Below are 20,071 nucleotides of genomic sequence, written 5' to 3' on the forward strand. Positions count from 1 at the left end.
GACGCGACGCCCTCGCGGCTTCAGCCGATAACTTACTCGGTGACTCCGTACTCTTCGCAGGCCGCCATGACCTCGGGGGTGCAGACGTCGTCGTACGACGCGTCGCCCGCGGCGATGACATCCTTCACCTGCTCCGGTCCGACGAGGATCGGCGTGACCTGGATGTAGGGGGTGCCGTCCTCGAGCTCCGCGTCCGTCTCGGGCGTCTCGCCGTTGAGCAGCGCGACAGCCGTCTCGACCGCGGCGGTGGCCTCGTCCTTCACCGGCTTGTAGACCGTCGCGGTCTGCCAGCCGAGGAGGATGTTCTGCAGACCCGCCACGTTGGCGTCCTGGCCGGAGACGGCCACGCCCTCGAGGTTGTTGTCCTGCAGCACCTTGATGACGCCGGCCGCGTTGGTGTCGTTGGCGACCCAGACGCCGTCGACCTGACCGCCGAGCGAGGTCAGGGCCTGCTCGAAGTTGGTCTGCGACTTGGCCTGGTCCCACACGCCCGGAGGCTCGGCGGCCGGGGTGATGCCCGCGGCCTCCATGACCTCGACCGCGCCTTCCTTGAACATCGCCGCGTTGCCGTCGGTCGGGTCGCCGCCCATGTAGACGACGACGGCCTCAGCCGGGTCGACGCCCTTGGCCTCGAGCCCGTCGAGCACCGTCTGGCCCTCGAGCCGGCCGACCTCGACGTTGTCGAACGACACGTAGTAGTCGGCGCCCGCGAACGGACGGTCGTAGGCGATGACCGGGATGCCCTCGGCCTTGGCCTTGGTGGCCACGGCCTCGGCGGCGCCCTGGTAGTCGACGAGGAGCATCACGCCGCAGCCCTGGGCGAGCTGCTGGTCCGCGATCGTCGAGTACTTGTTCACGTCGCCCAGAGCGTTCTGGATGTCGGTCTCGAAGCCGGCAGCCTCGAGGCCCTCCTGCAGGTACTTCGCGTCGAAGTTCTCCCAGCGGGGCGACGACGCGGCGTCGGGCAGGATCACACAGGCACGGCCACCGGTGGCTTCGCCGCCACCGTCGCCGCTCTCGCTCGGGGTGCCGCCGGAGTTTCCGGCACAGCCCGCGAGCACCACCGCGGCAGCACCCGTGAGGGCCGCCACGGCGAGGAGTGAAGACTTCTTCATCATTCGCCTTTCGTCATTGAAGTGCGCGAACCCCAGGACCGTCCCTGCGTCACATCGCGCTGATCAGATCATTTCGGCGCTGGTTCTTGGCGTCAAGTCTTGAACGTAACGCTTTGGCAACGCCGGTTCCGCGTTCGTCCAGTGAAGGCAGTCGGACGTCAGGCGCGACCGGTCGCCGCCCGCGTGCGGCGCGAGATGGAGTCCACGATGACGGCGAGGACGAGCACGATTCCCGTGATCATGAACTGCACCGATGCGTCGAGGTTGAGCAGGGTCAGGCCCGACGAGATCGACTGGATGACGATGACTCCCAGGAGCGCGGAGAACGCCGATCCTCTGCCGCCGAACAGGCTCGCGCCGCCGATCACCGCCGCCGCGATGGCGTTCAGGTTGACGTCGCCCGTGCCCGAGCTCTGACCCGCCGACGCCAGTCGCGCCGCTGCGAGCACGCCGCCGACCGCAGCGAGCGTCGAGCACATGGCGAACACCGAAAGGTAGATGCGGTCGACCCGGATGCCGGCCCGCCGTGCCGCCTCGACGGATCCACCCACCGCGTAGACCGCCCGGCCCCAGCGGGTGCGCGTGAGCACCAGGTTCATGGCGACGACCAGTCCGATGAAGAACACGAACATCAGGCCGACGCCGCGCTCGAGGTTGAGGTACCACGCCGCGAGCACGAGCACCACGAGCAGCGCGCCGCTGCGCACGCCGATCTCGACGGTGCTCTGGCTCACCAGGTTCGCCGCCGCGCGGCGGCGCGCGCGTCGCAGCAGCACGGCCGCGTACGCCGCCACCGACACGACCACGAGCACGTACGACGCCCAGGCGGGCAGGAACATGTCCTGCGCGAACTGGACGATCCACGAGTCGAACGGCAGGCCGATCGTCCCCGTCTCGCCGAGCACCCACAGCTGCAGGCCGAGGACCCCCAGGAGCCCCGCCAGTGTGATCACGAAGCTGGGCAGCCCGAACCGCGTGTAGAGGAATCCGTACAGCAGTCCGACGAGGCATCCGATGCCGACCGCCGCGACGAGAGCGAACACCAGCGGCCACTGCAGCTGTACGAACGTCACGGCGAGCACCGCGGCGGCGAGGCCCGACACCGAGCCGACCGACAGGTCGATCTCGCCGAGGAGCAGCACGAGGACGACGCCGAGGGCGATGGTGCCGATCGCGGCGCACTGCATCGTCAGGTTTCCCAGGTTCTGGCTGGAGAGGAAGACGGGGTTGAGAGCCTGGAACACGAGCCAGATCACGATGAGACCGGCGATCACCGGCGCCGCCCCGAGGTCGCCGCCGCGGATGCGCGAGATGAGCGACTCGAGGGCTCCGCGGACGCCCGCGATGCTGAGCAGCCGTTCCTCGCCCGCCTCGGCGAGGACCGCGCGGTCGTCGCGGCTCACGCGCGGCCGTCCTTGGGGCGGGACGAGCGGCGACGGGGAGTACGCGGCATCCGGATGATCTCCGCGCCGTGGTCGTCGCCACCGGGGCTGTCGGGATCCATCGGCGAGGGCGGTGCGGAGCCCACGGGCCTTGGGCCGACGGAAGCCTCGGTGCGAACCGGCGCGACGTCCGGCAGATCGGCGGCCCGCCGCGAGGCGGAGTTGTCGGCGGCGCCCGTGATCGCCGCGATGAGCGTCTCGCTCGTGACGTCGGCGACGTTGTAGACCCCGTTGTTGCGCCCGAGGCGCAGCACCACGACCCGGTCGGCGACGGCCATGACGTCGGCCATGTTGTGGCTGATCAGGATCACGCCGTGCCCGCGCTCGCGCAGCCGCTCGATGAGGTTCAGCACCTCGGCCGTCTGGGCGACGCCCAGCGCGGCGGTCGGCTCGTCGAGGATCACGACACGGGGGTCGCCGATCAGCGAGCGCGCGATCGCCACCGTCTGCCGCTGACCGCCCGACAGCGAGGCGACCGGGATGCGGACCGACGGGATCTTCGCGGAGAGCTCGCGCAGCAGGGTCCACGTGCGCTGCTCCATGTCGACCTCGTCGAGGGTCATCCCCTCGCGCAGCTCGCGCCCGAGCCACAGGTTCGCGACCACGTCGAGGTTGTCGCAGAGCGCGAGATCCTGGAAGACCGTCGCGATCCCGAGATCCTGCGCGTCGGCGGGACTCGGGATGTCGACCACCTCGCCGTCGAACTCGATGGTCCCGGCGTCCGGCGCGTGCACGCCCGCGAGCACCTTCACGAGCGTGGACTTGCCCGCCCCGTTGTCGCCGACGAGGGCCACGACCTCGCCCTCGTTGACCCAGAAGTCGACGTCGGTGAGCGCTCGCACGGCACCGAAGCGCTTGCCGATCCCGCGCATGGTCAGCACGCGCTCCCGCGGCCGTCCGGCCCTCGGCTGTGTCATCGACATCCGGTCATGCCCCCCTCGCCAAGGTCGAGACCCTACCTGATGCCGGCCGCTTCGCACGCATCGGCGTACTGCGGCGTGCAGATGTCGTCGACGGTCCAGAAGCCGTCGGCCACGACCGTCTCGAGGATGTTGTCGACCGTCACGGCGACCGGGTCGAGAAGCGTCGTCGGCACACCGTCGATCTCCATCGGCGCGGTGACCTCGTCGCCGTGCAGCAGGGCCACGGCGACCTCGGCGGCGAGCTCGGCCTGCGGCTTGATCGCCTTGTAGACCGTCATGTGCTGATCACCCGTGACGATCCGCTGCAGCGCGGTGAGCTCGGCGTCCTGTCCCGTGACGACCGGGAAGGGATCGACGTTCGCGGCTTTGAGCGCGGCCACGGCACCGCCGGCCGTCCCGTCGTTCGCGGCGTAGACGCCCACGATCTCATCGCCGTACTGCGCGATCTGACCGGCGACCCACTCCTGCGCCTTGTCGGGGCTCCAGTCGGGGGTGTCGTACTCGGCGAGCACCTCCAGCCCGCTCGCATCGATGAGGCTGTGGGCGCCCGCCTTGAAGAGCGCCGCGTTGCTGTCGGTGGGCGATCCGTTGACCATCAGGATGCCGCCGCCTCCCGCCTCCTCGACCGCGTCGACGAACTCCGTCGCCTGCAGCACGCCCACCTTCTCGTTGTCGAACGAGATGTAGTAAGCCAGGTCGCCGCCGGAGATGAGCCGGTCGTAGGAGATCACCGGGACCCCCTTGGCGTTGGCGGCGCGCACGATGCTCACCGCCGCGTTGGCGTCGACCGCGTCGAGCACGAGGACACCGGCGCCCGCGGCGAGCGCGGACTCCGCCTGCTGCTGCTGCTTGGCCGCATCCTGGTCGGCGTTGGAGTACAGCACGTCGTAGTCGCCGAGCTCCGCGACCCGGGCCTCGAAGAACGGACGGTCGAAGGTCTCGTACCGGGCCGTCTTCGCGTCGGGGAGCAGCAGGGCGATCGACCCGTCGCCCGCGCGCGCGGACGGGGAGGCGGCGGAAGGCGCGCATGCGGTCGCCGAGCCCGCGACGGCCACGGCGAGCACCGCGGCCGCGATGCGCCCGAAGGCCCTTCTCAGAACCTCTCGTCCTGATCTCGCCATCGCCATGGGACTATGCCGAGTACGGGAGTGCTTGCGCGTCCACCGTCACATGGTCGAGGGCGATCGCGATGGCGCCGCGCGTCTCGGCCCACTCGCCGAACGACGCGCCGACGATCTCGGGCAGCCCGCCGGCGGACGTCAGCGCCGTGCGCTCGAGAGAGTGCCGCATGGGCGCCATGAGGATCTCGCCGGCCTGTGCCAGCTCGCCGCCCATGATGATCAGCTCGGGGTCGAACAGGTTGCACAGGCTCGCCGCGGCGATGCCGATGTGCCGGCCCGCATCGGCGATGACTCGGCGCGAGCTGCCGTCGCCGGCCTCGGTGGCCTGCAGGAGGTCGCCCAGCCGCTGCATCCCCTCACTCGGGGGGAAGAGCGACAGGAGCGCGGGCCCTCCCGCGTACGTCTCGAGGCAGCCGCGGTTGCTGCAGCGGCAGATCGGGCCGTTCTCGTCGATGGTGACGTGGCCGATCTGGCCCGCCTTGCCGTTCACGCCCCGGAACAGGTCGCCGCCGACGATGAGGCCCGCGCTGATCGTGTGGCCCGCGCGGATGAACACCGATGACGACGCCTCGCGTCCGTTGCCCTCGCGCGCCTCGGCGAGACCGCCGAGGTTGGCCTCGCTGTCGACGTACACGGGGCGGCCGATGCGCGTCGAGAGACTTCGCGCGACATCGACTCCCTCCCAGCCGCGGAGGAGGCCGGGCGTCGAGACCATCCCGGTCCGCGGGTCGATGGGTGCCGGCAGGGCGAGCCCGACCGCGAGGAGATCGCCGAGCGAGCCGCCCAGCGACTCCATCATGTCGCCCAGCAGCAGGCTGAGCCGGTCGAGTTCGGCGTCGTGGCGATGATCGAGAGGCAGGGGGAGGGAGGACTGCGTGACGATCGCGCGCGCCGTGTCGGCGATCGCGATGTGCAGCTGGCGCGAGCTGAAGTGGACGCCGGCGACCAGTCCGAGCTGACGGGCGAGCGAGACGAGAGTGGCGCGGCGGCCGCTGCGCGAGGTGAACGACGTGTGGAGGATGCCGGACGCCGTGAGCTCCTTGACGATGTTCGACACCGTCGCGGGGGAGAGGCCGGTGCTGCCGGCGAGCTCGACCTGCGTCAGGCGGCCGTGCCGCTTGAGCGACTCGACCAGGCGCGCGCGATTGGCCTCGCGCAGCGAGGTCTGCGAGCCCGGCGGCGGGTTTCGGCGTGCCACAGTCGACACTGTACCGGACGGCGGATTCCCCGGTCGGGGGCCCCTTCGCCTCGCAGGGCCGACGACGCCAGGGTCAGCGCCGGTCGGCGGCGAGCCGGATGAGCACGATGTTGCCCGACTCGTCGACCTCGGCGACAGACGGATGCGCCTTGACGAACTCCGAGAAGCTCTTGTGGCCGAGCGCGCGCTCGGAGAAGGAGGGGTCGAGTCGCTTGACGAGGCTCTTCACGGCGGACGCGTGCTGCCACTCCACGTCCTCCTTGTCGCTCTCGAGGCGCAGTGCGCGCTCGAGCAGCGCCTCCGCCGGGTCGGCAGCGGACGTACGCGCCCGGCGCCGGGCCGGCGGGGCGTCCTTCTTCGGCTGGTTCGGCACCGCGACACCGGGGAGGGCGTCGTAGGAGTCGAACTGGTCGCACGCCGCGGCGAGCGATTTCGCGGTCGAGCCGGCGACTCCGACACCGACCACGAACCGACCGAGGCGCTTGCACCGCTGCGCGAGCGGGACGTAATCGGAGTCGCCGGCGACGATCACCACGTGCGTCAGGTCGGGCAGCCGGAACATGTCTTCGACCGCGTCGACGGCGAGGCGGATGTCGGCGCCGTTCTTCGCATACGCCGCGGCCGGGAAGAGCTGCACGAGGTCGACGGCGCGAGCGACGAGCTGCGACCGGTAGACGGCGTTGACCGGCGACGACCAGTCGGCGTAGGCACGCGTGAGCACCAGGGTGCCGAACGAGGTCGCGTAGTCGATGATGGCCCCGACGTCGATGGTGGCGGCGGTCAGCCGCTCGGCGATCTCGGGATCGGAGGGGTCGGCCACGATCTTCTGGCGGTCGCGGGAGTACGAGTTCTTGCCGTGGACGCGGTCGTACCACGACATCACGATGTTGTCGAAGTCGAGGTAGACCGCGACGCGCGAGTTCTGCAGGTCGGACACCTCACTCCTCTCCGGGGTAGCGCACTCCCACGAGCTCGCGGATCTCGTCGAGGGTGGCCATGATCGCGACCGTCTCGTCGATGGGGAGGAGCTCGCTGTCGGTGCGCCCCTTGGCGACGATCCGCTCGGCCGCGAGCGCCTGGAACTGCATGCCCCGGCCCTGGATGTCGGACGTGTACTCTTCGAGCACCGCGCCGTCGGGCGCCACCACCCGGAACGACGAGGCGTTGTACCAGACGCGGTCGATGTCGACGCGCGCGTCCGTGCCGATGATGTGCGCGGTGTTCGGTCCGGCCGCCCGCGATGCGGACAGCGACGTGGACAGCGCGCCCGACGCGTGCGACATGATCGTCGCGATCTCGGTGTCGGCACCCGTGTCGCCCAGGCGTGCGGACGCGGCGATCGTGAGCGGTTCGCCGAGCATGTCCCACGCGAAGGAGATGGGGTAGATGCCCAGATCGAGCAGGGCGCCTCCGCCCAGCTCGAGGGCGTTGAGGCGATGGGTGGGGTCGGACGAGATGAGCTGCGTGTGGTCGGCGGTGAGGGCGCGGATGTCGCCCAGGGTGCCCGAGCCCACGATCTCGCGGATGCGCGCCATGTGCGGCAGGTAGCGCGTCCACATCGCCTCCATCGCGAGGAGCCCCCGGTCGGCCGCGACGTCGCGGACGGCGGCCGCTTCGGCGGCGTTCAGGGTGAACGGCTTCTCGACGAGGACGTGCTTGCCGTGCTCGAGCGCGAGGATCGCCTGCTCGGCGTGGAACGGGTGCGGCGTCGCGATGTAGACGATGTCGACGTCGGCGTCGGACACCAGGTCGTCGTACGAGCCGTGGGTGCGGGCGACGTCGAACTCGGCGGCGAAGGCCGCCGCGGACTCGGCGCTGCGCGAGCCGACGGCGACGATGTCGAGACCGGCGGTGCGCAGGTCGGCGGCGAAGGCACGGGCGATGCCGCCCGGCCCGAGGATTCCCCAGCGCAGGCCGGGCGAAGCAGGAGGGGTCATGCCCCGAGCGTACCGACCGGCGGCGACGCCGCGCGCCCCCTGGGGACGGACGGCGGAGAACCCCGGCCGCGCGCGACGAGCCCGGGCGCCCGCCGCCCGGCCGCTAGGCTCGGCCCGTGGCATCCCCCGTCGAACGGTTCCGCGAACTCCTGCGCATCCCGACCGTGTCCCACGCCGACGAGTCCGAGACCGACTGGACCGTCTTCCACGCCTTCCGCGACGCCCTGGAGCGCCTGTACCCGGCCGCCCACGCGACGCTCGAGCGCGAGGTGATCGACGGTCATTCGCTGCTGTACCGCTGGCCGGGCCGCGAAGCCGGCTCGCCCCTCGTCCTCATGGCGCACATCGACGTGGTGCCCGTGGTCGAGTCGGAATGGAGCTCGCCGCCGTTCGCGGCCGAGATCATCGGCGAGGGGACGGATGCCGCGATCCATGCCCGCGGGGCGATCGACGACAAAGGAGCGCTCGTCGCCATCGTCGAGGCGGTCGAAGCGCTCGCGAGCGAGGGGTTCGTCCCTCGGCACGACGTGTACCTGGCGTTCGGGCACAACGAGGAGACGGCGGGCGGGGGAGCGCGGGCCGTCGTCCAGGCGCTGCGGGAGCGCGGCATCCGTCCGGCCCTGGTGCTCGACGAGGGCGGCGCCGTCGTCGAGGGCGTCCTTCCCGGCGTCTCGGTGCCGACCGCCATGGTGGGCGTCGCCGAGCGCGGCGTCATGACGGTGGTGCTCACGGCCCGCGAGAGCGGCGGGCACGCCTCGACGCCGCCCTCGACCCCGGCCACGGCCCGGCTGGCCCGCGCGATCGACCGGCTGCACCGGCATCCGTTCCCCACGCGTCTGGCGCCGCCGGTGCGGGCCATGCTGACCACGCTCGCCCCGCACGCACCCCGTCCGCTGCGCATGCTGCTGCGGAACCTGGCGGTCACCGGGCCCGTCGTGGCCGCGGTGCTGTCGCGTCTCGGCCCCGAGACGAACGCCATCGTCCGCACCACCGCGGTGGCGACGCAGCTCAGCGGCGCCCCGGGCGAGAACGTCCTCGCCACCACCGCGCGCGCGGCCGTCAACATCCGGCTGCTGACGGGCGACACCGTCGCCTCCGCCGAACGACGGGTGCGCCGGGTGATCGCCGACTCCGAGGTGGAGGTCGAGGTGCGCCACGGGTCCGACCCGTCGCCGGTCTCGCCCTGGCGGGGGGAAGCCTGGCGCCGGATCGCCGTCGCGGTGGCGCACACCCTCGGGGAGGACGTCGTGACCACCCCGTATCTGCAGCTCGGGGCGAGCGACAGCCGATGGTTCACCGCCATCAGCGACAGCGTCTACCGGTTCACGCCGTTCCACCTCACCCGGGCCGAGCGCGACGCGCTGCACGCCCACGACGAGCGCATCCGGGTGGACGTGTGGCTGCGCGGGATCGGGTTCTACCGGGCGCTGGTCGCCGCGAGCTGAGGCGCGGCATCCGGCACCGCCGCGGCGGCCAGCGCCTGCGCGAGATCGGCGACGATGTCGCCCGCATCCTCGAGGCCGATCGACAGGCGCACCGTCGCCCACGAGATGCCGGCGTCGGCGAGCTGCTCGGCGCTGAGATGACTGTGGGTCATCGAGGCGGGGTGGGCGACGAGGCTGCGGGCGTCGCCGATGTTGGCGACCAGCTTGACCACGCGCAGGCGCGAGACCAGATCCTCGACGGCGCGGAAGTCCGCCTCGGGGTCGCCGGACGGGTGCAGGTCGAAGGCGAACACCGAACTGGTGCCGCGGGGGAGAAAGGCGACCGCGTTGTCGTGCCACGGGCTGGACTCCAGCCCGGGGTGGTGCACCCGGGCGACCGCGGGGTGCGCTTCCAGGAAGCGCGCGACCTCGAGCGCGCTCGCCGAATGGCGCGCGATGCGCAGGTCGAGCGTCTCCAGGCCCTGGAGCAGCTGGAACGCGTTGAACGCCGACAGCGACGGGCCGAGGTCGTGGACGTACTTCGTCTTCACGAGGGCGATGTAGGGCGACCCGGCGGCACCGAACCGTTCGACGAGGCTGCCCTCGGGGACCCGCGGATAGGTCTCGGTCAGCTGAGGCCAGCGCGCCGGCTCCGCGGTGAAGTCGAACGTGCCGAGATCGACGATCACCCCGCCCAGCGAGGTGCCGTGCCCACCGAGGAACTTCGTCGCCGAGTGCACGGTGATGTCGGCCCCGAGATCCTTCGCACGCTGCAGGTAAGGGGTGGCGACCGTCGCGTCGATCACCAGGGGCACCCCGGCGGCGTGGGCGATGTCGGCGACGGTGCGCACGTCGAGCACCTGCGCGATCGGGTTCGTGATCGACTCGGCGAAGAACGCGCGCGTCGAGGGACGCACCGCTCGCGACCACGCGTCGGCGTCGTCCTGGTCGACGAAGGTGACCTCGATGCCCCAGTCGGCGAAGGTGTCCTGCAGCAGGTCGACCGTGCCGCCGTACAGCTGGCGGGCGGCGACGATGTGCTCGCCCTGCTTGGCGAGAGCGAGCAGGGCGAGGGCGACCGCCGCCTGCCCCGACGCGACGCCGGCCGCGGCGATGCCGCCCTCGAGCTCGGCGACGCGCTTCTCGAACACCAGCACGGTGGGGTTCGCCGCACGGCTGTAGATGTTGCCGTCGCGCCGGAGCGCGAAGAGGTCGCGGGCCTCGCGGAGCGAGCGGAACTCGAACGCGTTCGACTGATGGATCGACGGGACCGCGGTGTTCTCCGCGAGGCCCGACTCGAACCCCGCCTGCACCTGTGCGGTCGCGAAGGAGCGCGGGGCTTCAGACATGCGTCCCATTGTCGAGCCGCGACGCCCCGCGCCACACGCCGTGTGTCGAACTGTTGCGAGCCGCTCAGGGGACGAGCGTTACCTTGCCGTCCGTCCCCGCCTCGACCGCCCGGTGCGCCGCAGCGGCTTCGGCGAGCGGGAACGCGGGCCCCAACTCGACCGTGAAGCGACCCGCCGCCAGCAGTGCCAGAGCCACGGGCACCGCCTCGACGCGCCAGGCCTGCTGCTGCGCGCTGAGCGGCTCGGGCGAGCCGCCCGAGAAGCCGCGGATGCCGAGGCCCGCGGCATCCCGCCCCCGAACCAGGGTCGCGATCCGCCTCCTGTCGGGCACCAGCTCCAGCGACACGGCCAGGGCCTCGTCGGTGCCGGCCGCGTCGATCGCGACTGTCACGCCGCCGGGCGCCACGCGGCGCACGCGGTCGGCGAGCCCGTCGCCGTACTCGACCGGTGCGGCCCCGAGCGCCCGCACGGCGTCGGCGCGCCGGGGCGAGCTCGTCGCGACGACCGATGCGCCCCACAGCACGGCGAACTGGATGGCCGCCTGCCCCACCGCGCCCGACCCGCCGTGCAGCAGCAGGGTGTCGCCGGGGCCGACGCCGAGGGACCGCAGCGTCTGGTACGCCGTGCCGACCGGAACACCGAGCGCCGCGCCCTGCGCGGCGGTCACGCCTGCGGGGCGCGGGAAGGCGCGCGAGGCGTCGACGATCGTGTGGGACGCATACGCGCCTCGTGCGCCGACGAACGCCACGGCGTCGCCCGGGCGGAAGCCGTCGACGCCCTCGCCGACCGCGGTCACCACACCGGCGCCGTCGGAGCCGACGCGCCGCGGCTCGTCGATCGGGGGAGAGGGACGCAGACCGCTGCGCAGCTTCCACTCGATCGGATTGACTCCCGCCGCCTCGACCCGCACGGCGATTTCGCCGGGGCCGGGGACGGGCGCGGGGATCTCGGTCGGATGCAGGACCTCCGGCTCGCCGAACCGGTCGTGGACGATCGCGAGGGCCATGGACACGCCGCCTTCCTTCTCGGTGCGGGTCATTCCCGCAGCGCCTTCTGGATCCGCTGCAGCGACACGGGCTCGGCCGTGCCGAGCTGCTGGGCGAAGAGGCTGACGCGGTACTCCTCGAGCAGCCATCGCGCGTGCACGAGGGCCGACGGCGCGTCGGCAGCGACGGGGATGGTGCCGCCGGCGTCCGCGTACGCCGCGCCCGCCCGTTCGAACTCGGTCATCCGCTGCCGGTCGCGGCCGGGGTTGTCGGTCAGGGTCCGCACGCGCTCGAGCGCACCGCGCAGGTAGCGCGGGAGGTGCGCCAGCCGCGCCGTGCCCGTGCGGGACACGAAGCCGGGGTGCACCAGACCGGCGAGCTGTCCCTTCACGTCGCCCAGGGCGCCGAGCAGGGTGAGCGAGTTCTGGTCGCGAAGGGCTCGTTCGACCTCCCGCGCCGACGTGAGGATGCGAGCGACGAGCGAGACGGTCTGGAACAGGTCGTCGACGATCGACCCCGACAGCGCATCGCGCACGGCCTCGAACCCCGTGCGCGTGCGCACGGGCCCGTTCGGAGCGATCCGCGCCGTGACGGCATCGGCGACGGCCACCCGGGCGTCTTCGATGAGGGCCTTCGCGGAAGGGTACGGGGATGCCGCCAGGGCGAGCTTCTCGGCCGATGTGAGGTGGTCGAGCACGTACGCCGACGGCGAGGGCACCGACAGCAGGAGAAGCCGCCGCACGCCGTCGCGGGTCACCGCCGCGGCGGCCTCGGGCGTCGCCTCGATGCGCAGGGCCACCGCAGCGCCCTCGTCGGCGATCGCCGGATATCCGCGGACCACGCCGCCGGCGACCTTCGTGTCGACGACGTCGGGCAGATCTCCGAACGACCACTCGGTGAGTCCGGACTGCTCGCGGAACCCCGCAGCGCGGCCGTCTCCGGCCGTCGGCGCGGCCCCTGACCCGGGTGCGGCGGCACGCGCGATCTCCGCCGGCCCGGCGATGTTGCGGTCGCGGCCTCCCGGGCGCGCCCTATCGGCGCTCAGCGACCTGCTCACCGCCGAACGCGCACGCCCCGCCAGCCGCTCCTGCAGCGCGGCGAGGTCGCGATCGGCCCCGGCAGGCCGCCCCCGTTCGTCCACCGCCCGGAACGAGACGAGCAGGTGGGCCGGAACCCGGTCGAGGTCGAAGTCGGCCGCCGACACCGGCTGGTTCGCGACGCGCTGGATGCGGGCGGCGAGGGCGTCCCGCAGCGGCACGGGGGGCAGCCCGTCGTGCGACTCGGGTCCGGCCCCCGCGAGCTCCGACGAGAACGTGGCCGCCCAGTCGGCCGCGGGCACGACGTGCCGGCGGATCGCCTTGGGCAGCGATCGCAGCAGCGCGGTGATCAGTTCGTCGCGCATGCCGGGGACCTGCCAGTCGAACCCGTCCGGCCGCAGCGGTGCGAGGAGCGCGAGGGGCACCACGACGGTGACCCCGTCGTCGGCTGCGCCGGGCTCGAAGCGGTAGGCGAGCGACAGCACCTGATCGCCCTGGCGCCACCGCGCCGGGAAGTCGCGTTCGTCGCCGCGGGACGCCTCGTCGACGAGGTCGGCCTCCGTCATGTCGAGCAGGCGCGGGGTGCGCTGCGACGCGTCGCGCCACCACGCCTCGAACGAGCGGACGTCGAACACGTCCGCGGGGATGCGCGCATCGTAGAACCGGTACACGGCCTCGTCGCCCACCAGGATGTCCCGGCGGCGTTCGCGCTCCTCGATCTTCTCGAGCCGTCGGCGCAGCTCGAGGTTGCGCCGCTCGAACGCCGTCAGGCGCTTGTCGAGGGACGAGGCATCCCATTCGCCCTCCACCAGCGCATGACGGAGGAACAGCTCGCGCGCGAAGGGCCGGTCGAAGCGGGCCAGCTGCACCCGGCGCCGCGGCACGATCTCGACACCGAAGAGGGTCACCTTCTCGTAGGCGGATGCCGCGCCCGCCGCTTTCGACCAGTGGGGCTCGCTGAGTCGTCGCTTGGCGAGGTCGCCCGCCAGCGGCTCGGCCCACTCGGGGTCGATGGCCGCCACCGTGCGGGCGAACAGGCGCGACGTCTCGACGACCTCGGCGGCCATCACGGCGGCCGGACGCTTCTTGCGCAGCGCGGAGCCGGGGAAGATGGCGAATCTCGTGCCGCGCGCGCCCAGGTACTCCGCCGACCTCCGGGCGCCGTCGGCGCGCTCCGCGGCCCCGCGGCTCCCTCGCGCCGGCGCCTTCGCCGGCTGCCGGTCGTCGAGGATGCCGATCTGCGACAGCAGTCCGGAGAGGATCGCGCGGTGGATGACATCTGGATCGGAGGCGGGGGCGTCCCCCGGGGTGCGCGGCGCGCCGAGGAGGGCGCTCAGCTGCCGGTGGACGTCCGCCCACTCGCGCACCCGCACGTAGTTGAGGTGCTCCTGCCGGCACAGCCGCCGGAAGGCGCTCGACCCCAGCTCCGCCTGCTTCTCGCGCAGGTGGTTCCACAGCGCGAGGAGGCTCAGGAAGTCGCTCGTCGGGTCGGCGAAGCGCGCGTGGAGGCGATCCGCCTCCTCGCGCCGCTCCTCGGGGCGCTCCCGCACGTCCTGGATGGACAGACCCGACACGATGGCCAGCACGTCGCCGAGGACGCCCGTGCGTCGCGCCTCGACGAGCATGCGCGCGAACCGAGGGTCGATCGGCAGGCGCGCGATCTCCCGGCCGAGCTCGGTCAGTCGCGGACCGCGCGAGGCGTCGCCGACCGCCCCCAGCTCGACGAGCAGCTCGAGCGCGGCCTTGACGCCGCGCGAGTCGGGCGGGGTGAGGAAGGGGAAGGAGGAGATGTCGCCGAAGCCCAGCGACAGCATCTGCAGGATCACCGAGGCGAGGCTCGTGCGCAGGATCTCCGGCTGCGTGAACTCGTCCCGGGCGGCGAAGTCCTCCTCGGCGTAGAGCCGGATGGCCACGCCGGGGCTGGTCCGCCCCGCACGTCCCGAGCGCTGCTGGGCCGACGCCTGCGAGATCGGCTCGATCGGCAGACGCTGGATCTTGCTGCGGTTGCTGTACCGCGAGATGCGGGCCGTTCCGGTGTCGACGACGTAGCGGATGCCCGGAACGGTGAGGCTCGTCTCGGCGACGTTGGTCGCGAGGATCACGCGACGGCGCACGCCGGCGACGCTCGAGCGCTCGAACACCCGGTGCTGCTCCGCGGCGCTCAGGCGCCCGAACAGGGGGAGGACCTCCGTCGGAGCCGCATCCTTCGCGTACATGCCGCGGACGGCATCCATCGCGTCGCGGATCTCGGCCTCGCCGGGGAGGAACACCAGCACGTCGCCCGCGGGCTCGCGGTCGAGCTCGCGCAGGGCGGCGGTGATGCCGTCCACGTCGTCCGAGTCGGCTGTCGAGTCGGCGTCGCCGGTGCCGGCCGGCGGTCGGTAGCGCACCTCGACGGGGAACGTGCGGCCCGAGACCTCGATGATGGGCGCGGGTCGCCCCTCAGGATCGGCGAAGTGCTTCGCGAAGCTCTCCGGATCGATCGTCGCGCTGGTGATGACGACCTTGAGGTCGGGACGGCGGGGCAGGATCCGGGTGAGGTAGCCGATGAGGAAGTCGACGTTCAGCGAACGCTCGTGCGCCTCGTCGACGATGATCGTGTCGTAGCGCCGCAGCAGACGATCGCGATGGATCTCGTTGAGGAGGATGCCGTCGGTCATCAGCGCCACGCGCGTCTCGTCGGACACCTTGTCGGTGAAGCGCACCTTGTAGCCGACGGTGGTGCCCATGGGGACCGCGAGCTCCTCCGCGATGCGCTCGGCGATCGTGCGGGCCGCGATACGACGCGGCTGGGTGTGGGCGATGCGCGTCCGGCCGAGTTCGAGGCAGATCTTGGGAAGCTGCGTGGTCTTGCCCGAACCGGTCGCTCCGGCGACGATCACGACCTGGTTGTCGCGGATGGCTTGCGCGATCTCGTCCCGCGCGGCGCTGACGGGCAGCTCCGGGGGATAGGCGATCACCGGTTCGGACGCGGACATAGCCTTCGATCGTATCCCGGTGCGTGCACACCGGCACCCCGGCGCGCAAGCCCGGCCCCGCCGCGCCGCCGCCGCTTCTAGTCTGGTGGCATGCCAGAAACCCCCACTGTGAAGCTCAACGACGGTCACCACATCCCGCAGCTCGGGTACGGAGTGTTCAAGGTGCCGGCCGAAGACACCCAGCGCGCGGTCAGCGAAGCCCTCGAGGTCGGCTACCGCCACATCGACACCGCCGCCATCTACGGCAACGAGGAGGGAGTCGGGGCCGCCATCGCCGCCAGCGGACTGCCCCGCGACGAGCTCTTCATCACCACCAAGCTGTGGAACGACCGCCACGACGGCGACGAGCCGCGCGCGGCCATCGCCGAGAGCCTCCAGAAGCTCGGCCTCGAGCAGGTCGACCTCTACCTCGTCCACTGGCCGACGCCCGCACGCGACAACTACGTCCACGCATGGGCGCAGCTCGTGGAGCTGCGCGACGCGGGCCTCACCCGCAGCATCGGCGTCTCCAACCACCTCGTGCCCCACCTGGAGCGCATCGTCGCCGCCACGGGCGTCGCACCGGCCGTGAACCAGATCGAGCTGCACCCCGCCTACCAGCAGCGCGACATCACCGAGTGGGCCGCCGAGCGCGACGTCAGGATCGAATCGTGGGGGCCGCTCGGTCAGGGCAAGTACGACCTCTTCGGCGCCGAGCCGGTGGCCGCCGCCGCCGAGGCGCACGGCAAGACCCCCGCGCAGGCCGTCCTCCGGTGGCACCTGCAGAAGGGCTTCATCGTCTTCCCGAAGTCGGTGCGCCGCGAGCGGCTCGAAGAGAACCTCGACGTGTTCGACTTCGAGCTCACCGACGACGAGATGGCCGCGATCGACGCCCTGGAGCAGCCCGGCGGGGCGGGACGCGTGAGCGCCCATCCGGACGAGGTGAACTAGGCCGACGCGGTGAACCGGGCCGACCTGGCGAACTGAGCAGACCATGAATCGTCGCCTCGCGGAGGCCACCAGTCCGTACCTGCGCTCCCACGCGGGCAACCCGGTCCCGTGGTTCCCGTGGGGCGACGAGGCGTTCGCCGAGGCACGGGCGCGCGACGTCCCGGTGATGGTGTCGATCGGCTACTCGACCTGCCACTGGTGCCACGTGATGGCACGGGAGTCGTTCGACGACCCGGCCACGGCGGCCGAACTCGCCGACGCCTTCGTGTCGATCAAGGTCGACCGTGAGGAGCATCCCGAGGTGGACGCCGCCTACATGGCGGCCGCCGCGGCCTTCACGCCGCACCTGGGCTGGCCGCTCACGGTCTTCGTGACGCCCGAGGGCCGGCCGTTCTACGCCGGCACGTACTTCCCCCCGCAGCCGCGCGGCGGGATGCCGGCGTTCCGGCAGGTGCTGGCCGCGGTGCGCGAGGCGTGGGAGCAGCGCCGGGAAGAGATCGACGGCACCGCGAAGGCCATCGTCGACGCCCTGGCCGACGTGCGCGCGTCCGCGGGGGACGAAGCATCCGCCCTCCCGGCGCCCGACGAGCTCGCGGCGGCCGCCGTCGCCCTCGCCGAGCGGGAGGACCGCGAGTTCGGCGGCTTCGGCGGCGCAGACCCCGCGGCCCCGAAGTTCCCCGTCGCGACGGCGCTGCGATTCCTGCAGACCGACGTCGTGCGGGAGCGGGCGGCCGCGACATCCGGCGTCGCCTCGCGCGCGCTCGCCGCCATGGCGGCCTCGCCGCTGCGCGACCCGGTCGAGGGCGGGTTCTTCCGGTACGCCACCCGCCGGGACTGGACCGTGCCGCACTTCGAGCGGATGCTCACCGACAACGCCCAGCTGCTCGACGTCGCCGTCGACGAGGGCGACGACGAGACCGCCGCCGGTGTGGCCGGCTTCCTGATCGACGTGCTCCAGCAGCCGTCGGGCGGCTTCGGTGCCGCGCAGGACTCCGAGTCGTGGATCGACGGCGCCCGCAGCGAGGGCGGGTACTACGAACGGGATGCCGCGGCCCGCGCCCAGCTCGAGAGCCCCGCCGTCGACGGCAAGATCGTGACCGGGTGGAACGGCCTCGCCATGGGGGCGCTGGCCCGCGCCGGAGCACGCCTGCACCGGCCGGAGTGGATCGAGGCGGCGCAGTGGGCCGCCGACGCCGTGCTCGAGACCAACGTCACGTCCGATGGACGGCTCGTGCGGGCCTCGCTGGACGAGATCGCCTCCCGCGCGACCGCGACGCTCGCCGATCACGGCCAGCTCGCCGACGGGCTCGTCGCCCTCGCCGTCGCGACGGGGGAGAGCGCCTACGCCGTGCGGGCGCGGGAGCTGGTCGAGGCGTGCGCGACCGAGGACGGAGGCCTCGCCGTGCCCGGCGGCGGCGACCCGGTGCTCGCCGCGCAGGGAGTGGGCGCGCCGGACGCGTCGTCGGACGGCGACGAGCCGTCGGGCGCCGCGTCTCTCGCCCAGGCGGCGCTGTCGCTGTGGAACCTCGGCGCGGGCACCCGGTTCCGGCAGGTGGCGGAACACGTGGTCGCGGCGTCGGCCCGCGCTGCCCTCACCCAGCCCCTCGCGCACGGAGCGCTGCTGCGCGTGGCTGCCGCCCTGACACGTCCGCCGCGCCAGGTCGTGGTCGTGACGGACGACCGCGACGCCCCGCTCGCCCGGGCGGCGGCGTCCCTCCGGGCCGACGTGGTGTGCGTGGTCAGCCCGGCGCAGGGGCGCGTCTTCGCCGACGCCGGTTTCGAGCTGTTCCTCGACAAGAGCACGACCGCGGGTCTGCCGACCGCGTACGACTGCCGGGACTTCGCCTGTCGGCTGCCGGTGACCGACCCGGCCGCACTCGTCGCCTGACGGCGCTCAGACCCAGGTCGGCAGCCAGTTGTGGAGCCGCCAGAAGTCGTACGGCACCGTCATCGCCGAGATCACGGGGTACCAGAACGCCGCGAGCAGCAGCGCGACGACGAGGAACACCAGGACGAGGCGCTGCCCCGTGTGCCGGCGGTACGCGTCGGCGTGCGCGGGGCCGGCGATGTCCCGCAGCGCGAAGGTCAGCGCGAGCAGCAGGAACGGCAGGACGAGCACCGTGTAGAACTGGAAGATCGTGCGCTCGGGGAAGAAGAGCCAGGGCACGTAGGTCACGCCGATGCCCGTGAGCACGAGGGCGTACCGCCAGTCCCGCGCGATCGCGAACCGGTAGGCGAGGTAGATCACCGCGACGACGCCCGCGTACCAGATGAGCGGATTCGGGATGCTCGAGATCACCGCGACGCAGCCGTTGACCGCCTCGCATCCGGCGGTGCCGAGCGCGTCCTGATGGAAGTACATGTTGGTCGGGCGGACGAGCAGCGGCCACTGCCATGCGGGACTGGCGTACGCGTGCCCGGATGTGATCCCGTTCGCGGCGTTCAGCATCGTGACGTGATTGATCCACAGGCTCTGCAGCGGCAGCGGCACCCACGACAAGAAGCCGGTGGCGGGCGACGCATCGGCGGCGTGGCGGTCGTAGCCGCCGTCGGTGACGAGCCACCCCGTCCACGAGGCGAGGTAGACGGCGACCGCGACGGGGACGAACAGCACGAAGGTGACCGCGCCTTGGCGCAGCGCGTCGCTCGGCCAGAACAGCACGCCCGCGCGCCGGCGCGCGAGCGCGTCGGTGACCACGAGGTAGATGCCGAGACCGGCGAGCACCCACGCGCCCGACCATTTGACGGCGGATGCTGCGCCCAGCGCCGCTCCCGCGGCCACCACCCACGGACGACCCCACAGGACCGGTCCCCACGCGGGCGGGTGGTCGCCGTCGCGGCGGGCGGCCACTGTCTGCGCGATGCGCGTCATCGTGCGGTCCCGGTCGAGCAGCACGAAGAGGAAGGCCAGCAGCACGAAGAAGGTGAGCGGAGTGTCGAGCAGGGCGACCCTGCTCATCGAGACGGCGAGGCCGTCGACGGCCATGAGCAGACCCGCGACCACCGCGAACGTGGTGGACGCCGTGAGGCGCTTGGCGATGAGCATGAGCAGGAGCACCGCGGCGGTGCCCAGGAGCGCCGTCGTGATGCGCCACCCCCACCCGCTCTCGGGGCCGAGCAGCATCATGCCCACCGCGATGATCCACTTGCCCAGCGGAGGGTGGATGACGAACGACGGGTCGGTGGAGAAGATGTCCACGTCGCCCGCGAGGAACCGGTCGTTCGCGCCCTCGGGCCACGCGCCTTCGTAGCCGAGCCGGGACAGGCTCCATGCGTCCTTCACGTAGTACGTCTCGTCGAACTGATTCATCAGGTCGTGGGCGGCGGCGAGGTTCCACAGCCGCAGCACGAGCGCGAGGAGGACGACGAGGGCGGGTCCGAGCCAGGCGTAGAGGCGGCGCGCGGCGGGATCGGACGACACCCGCGCCGCGAAGCGGTCGTAGAGGCTCGGGCGGACGCGCGGCAGCAGCGGCTCGGCGGGCGGGTCGGCGTCCAGCCGGGGCGCGTGCGTCACCGTGCCAGTGTAGGCGCGCGCGTGCGAAGGCCCGATGTGCGCGTGCGCGCACGCGGCCGGCCCGCGTCGGCGCGGCAGATCGGCAGGCGAGTCCCCGATGCGCGCCCGCGCTCGTAT

General features: G+C 72.4%; 14 protein-coding genes. 3 read left to right on the forward strand and 11 right to left on the reverse strand.

Features of this window, described 5'->3' with window-relative positions; all coding sequences use genetic code 11:
• Positions 1-32 precede the first annotated feature (32 nt).
• From ACFUTX_RS04020 to ACFUTX_RS04050, 7 genes are all read right to left on the reverse strand, one after another.
• Positions 33-1,115 (reverse strand): sugar ABC transporter substrate-binding protein, encoded by a 1,083-nt coding sequence (locus ACFUTX_RS04020; protein ID WP_378860892.1) that lies wholly within the window; start codon positions 1,113-1,115, stop codon positions 33-35.
• 158 nt (positions 1,116-1,273) lie between these two features.
• A complete protein-coding gene (locus ACFUTX_RS04025) occupies positions 1,274-2,461 on the reverse strand; it encodes a sugar ABC transporter permease (protein ID WP_378861057.1) in 1,188 nt (395 codons plus the stop codon).
• 53 nt (positions 2,462-2,514) lie between these two features.
• Complete coding sequence (locus ACFUTX_RS04030) at positions 2,515-3,480, reverse strand: ATP-binding cassette domain-containing protein (protein WP_378860893.1); 966 nt, start codon at positions 3,478-3,480, stop codon at positions 2,515-2,517.
• A 32-nt stretch (positions 3,481-3,512) separates the two neighbouring features.
• A complete protein-coding gene (locus ACFUTX_RS04035; protein ID WP_378860894.1) occupies positions 3,513-4,601 on the reverse strand; it encodes a sugar ABC transporter substrate-binding protein in 1,089 nt (362 codons plus the stop codon).
• Positions 4,602-4,611: 10 nt separating this feature from the next.
• Positions 4,612-5,799 (reverse strand): ROK family transcriptional regulator, encoded by a 1,188-nt coding sequence (locus ACFUTX_RS04040; RefSeq protein ID WP_378860895.1) that lies wholly within the window; start codon positions 5,797-5,799, stop codon positions 4,612-4,614.
• A 73-nt stretch (positions 5,800-5,872) separates the two neighbouring features.
• Positions 5,873-6,736: an NYN domain-containing protein gene (locus ACFUTX_RS04045; RefSeq protein WP_378860896.1), complete on the reverse strand. Its 864-nt coding sequence runs from the start codon at positions 6,734-6,736 to the stop codon at positions 5,873-5,875.
• Between the two features lies 1 nt (position 6,737).
• Positions 6,738-7,736, reverse strand: coding sequence for a Gfo/Idh/MocA family protein (locus tag ACFUTX_RS04050; protein ID WP_378860897.1), 999 nt, complete (start codon positions 7,734-7,736; stop codon positions 6,738-6,740).
• A gap of 116 nt (positions 7,737-7,852) precedes the next feature.
• Between ACFUTX_RS04050 and ACFUTX_RS04055 the strand changes: the two genes are divergently transcribed.
• Positions 7,853-9,181 (forward strand): M20/M25/M40 family metallo-hydrolase, encoded by a 1,329-nt coding sequence (locus ACFUTX_RS04055; protein WP_378860898.1) that lies wholly within the window; start codon positions 7,853-7,855, stop codon positions 9,179-9,181.
• Here ACFUTX_RS04055 and ACFUTX_RS04060 read toward each other — a convergent pair.
• Genes ACFUTX_RS04060 through hrpA form a run of 3 tightly spaced genes read right to left on the reverse strand, consistent with a single transcriptional unit; the run spans position 9,154 to position 15,510 of the window.
• Positions 9,154-10,518, reverse strand: a complete 1,365-nt coding sequence (locus ACFUTX_RS04060; protein WP_378860899.1) for an O-acetylhomoserine aminocarboxypropyltransferase/cysteine synthase family protein — start codon at positions 10,516-10,518, stop codon at positions 9,154-9,156. The genes ACFUTX_RS04055 and ACFUTX_RS04060 overlap by 28 nt on opposite strands.
• A 55-nt stretch (positions 10,519-10,573) precedes the next feature.
• Positions 10,574-11,548, reverse strand: a complete 975-nt coding sequence (locus tag ACFUTX_RS04065; RefSeq protein WP_378860900.1) for a zinc-binding alcohol dehydrogenase family protein — start codon at positions 11,546-11,548, stop codon at positions 10,574-10,576.
• Positions 11,545-15,510 (reverse strand): ATP-dependent RNA helicase HrpA, encoded by a 3,966-nt coding sequence (gene hrpA / locus ACFUTX_RS04070; protein WP_378860901.1) that lies wholly within the window; start codon positions 15,508-15,510, stop codon positions 11,545-11,547. The genes ACFUTX_RS04065 and hrpA overlap by 4 nt, the downstream gene beginning before the upstream one ends.
• 90 nt (positions 15,511-15,600) lie before the next feature.
• Here hrpA and ACFUTX_RS04075 point away from each other — a divergent pair, with 90 nt between their 5' ends.
• Positions 15,601-16,440 carry an aldo/keto reductase gene (locus tag ACFUTX_RS04075; RefSeq protein ID WP_378860902.1) on the forward strand — a complete coding sequence of 280 codons (840 nt, stop codon included), beginning with the start codon at positions 15,601-15,603 and terminating at the stop codon, positions 16,438-16,440.
• A 43-nt stretch (positions 16,441-16,483) separates the two neighbouring features.
• Complete coding sequence (locus ACFUTX_RS04080) at positions 16,484-18,328, forward strand: thioredoxin domain-containing protein (RefSeq protein WP_378860903.1); 1,845 nt, start codon at positions 16,484-16,486, stop codon at positions 18,326-18,328.
• Between the two features lie 6 nt (positions 18,329-18,334).
• On the opposite strand, the gene ACFUTX_RS04085 is transcribed toward ACFUTX_RS04080, so the two are convergent.
• Positions 18,335-19,954 carry a dolichyl-phosphate-mannose--protein mannosyltransferase gene (locus ACFUTX_RS04085; RefSeq protein WP_378860904.1) on the reverse strand — a complete coding sequence of 540 codons (1,620 nt, stop codon included), beginning with the start codon at positions 19,952-19,954 and terminating at the stop codon, positions 18,335-18,337.
• Between the last annotated feature and the right edge of the window lie 117 nt (positions 19,955-20,071).

It is taken from the genome of Microbacterium sp. NPDC057407 (genome assembly GCF_042803895.1).
In the GTDB taxonomy this organism is placed as follows: Bacteria; Actinomycetota; Actinomycetes; order Actinomycetales; family Microbacteriaceae; genus Microbacterium.

Bases quoted from the DNA above. Each gene is read 5' to 3' on its own strand.
- hrpA (WP_378860901.1), bottom strand. From the start codon at position 15,510: ATGTCCGCGTCCGAACCGGTGATCGCCTATCCCCCGGAGCTGCCCGTC.
- ACFUTX_RS04035 (WP_378860894.1), bottom strand. From the start codon at position 4,601: ATGGCGAGATCAGGACGAGAGGTTCTGAGAAGGGCCTTCGGGCGCATC.
- ACFUTX_RS04050 (WP_378860897.1), bottom strand. From the start codon at position 7,736: ATGACCCCTCCTGCTTCGCCCGGCCTGCGCTGGGGAATCCTCGGGCCG.
- ACFUTX_RS04080 (WP_378860903.1), top strand. From the start codon at position 16,484: ATGAATCGTCGCCTCGCGGAGGCCACCAGTCCGTACCTGCGCTCCCAC.
- ACFUTX_RS04020 (WP_378860892.1), bottom strand. From the start codon at position 1,115: ATGAAGAAGTCTTCACTCCTCGCCGTGGCGGCCCTCACGGGTGCTGCC.
- ACFUTX_RS04060 (WP_378860899.1), bottom strand. From the start codon at position 10,518: ATGGGACGCATGTCTGAAGCCCCGCGCTCCTTCGCGACCGCACAGGTG.
- ACFUTX_RS04075 (WP_378860902.1), top strand. From the start codon at position 15,601: ATGCCAGAAACCCCCACTGTGAAGCTCAACGACGGTCACCACATCCCG.
- ACFUTX_RS04065 (WP_378860900.1), bottom strand. From the start codon at position 11,548: ATGACCCGCACCGAGAAGGAAGGCGGCGTGTCCATGGCCCTCGCGATC.
- ACFUTX_RS04030 (WP_378860893.1), bottom strand. From the start codon at position 3,480: ATGTCGATGACACAGCCGAGGGCCGGACGGCCGCGGGAGCGCGTGCTG.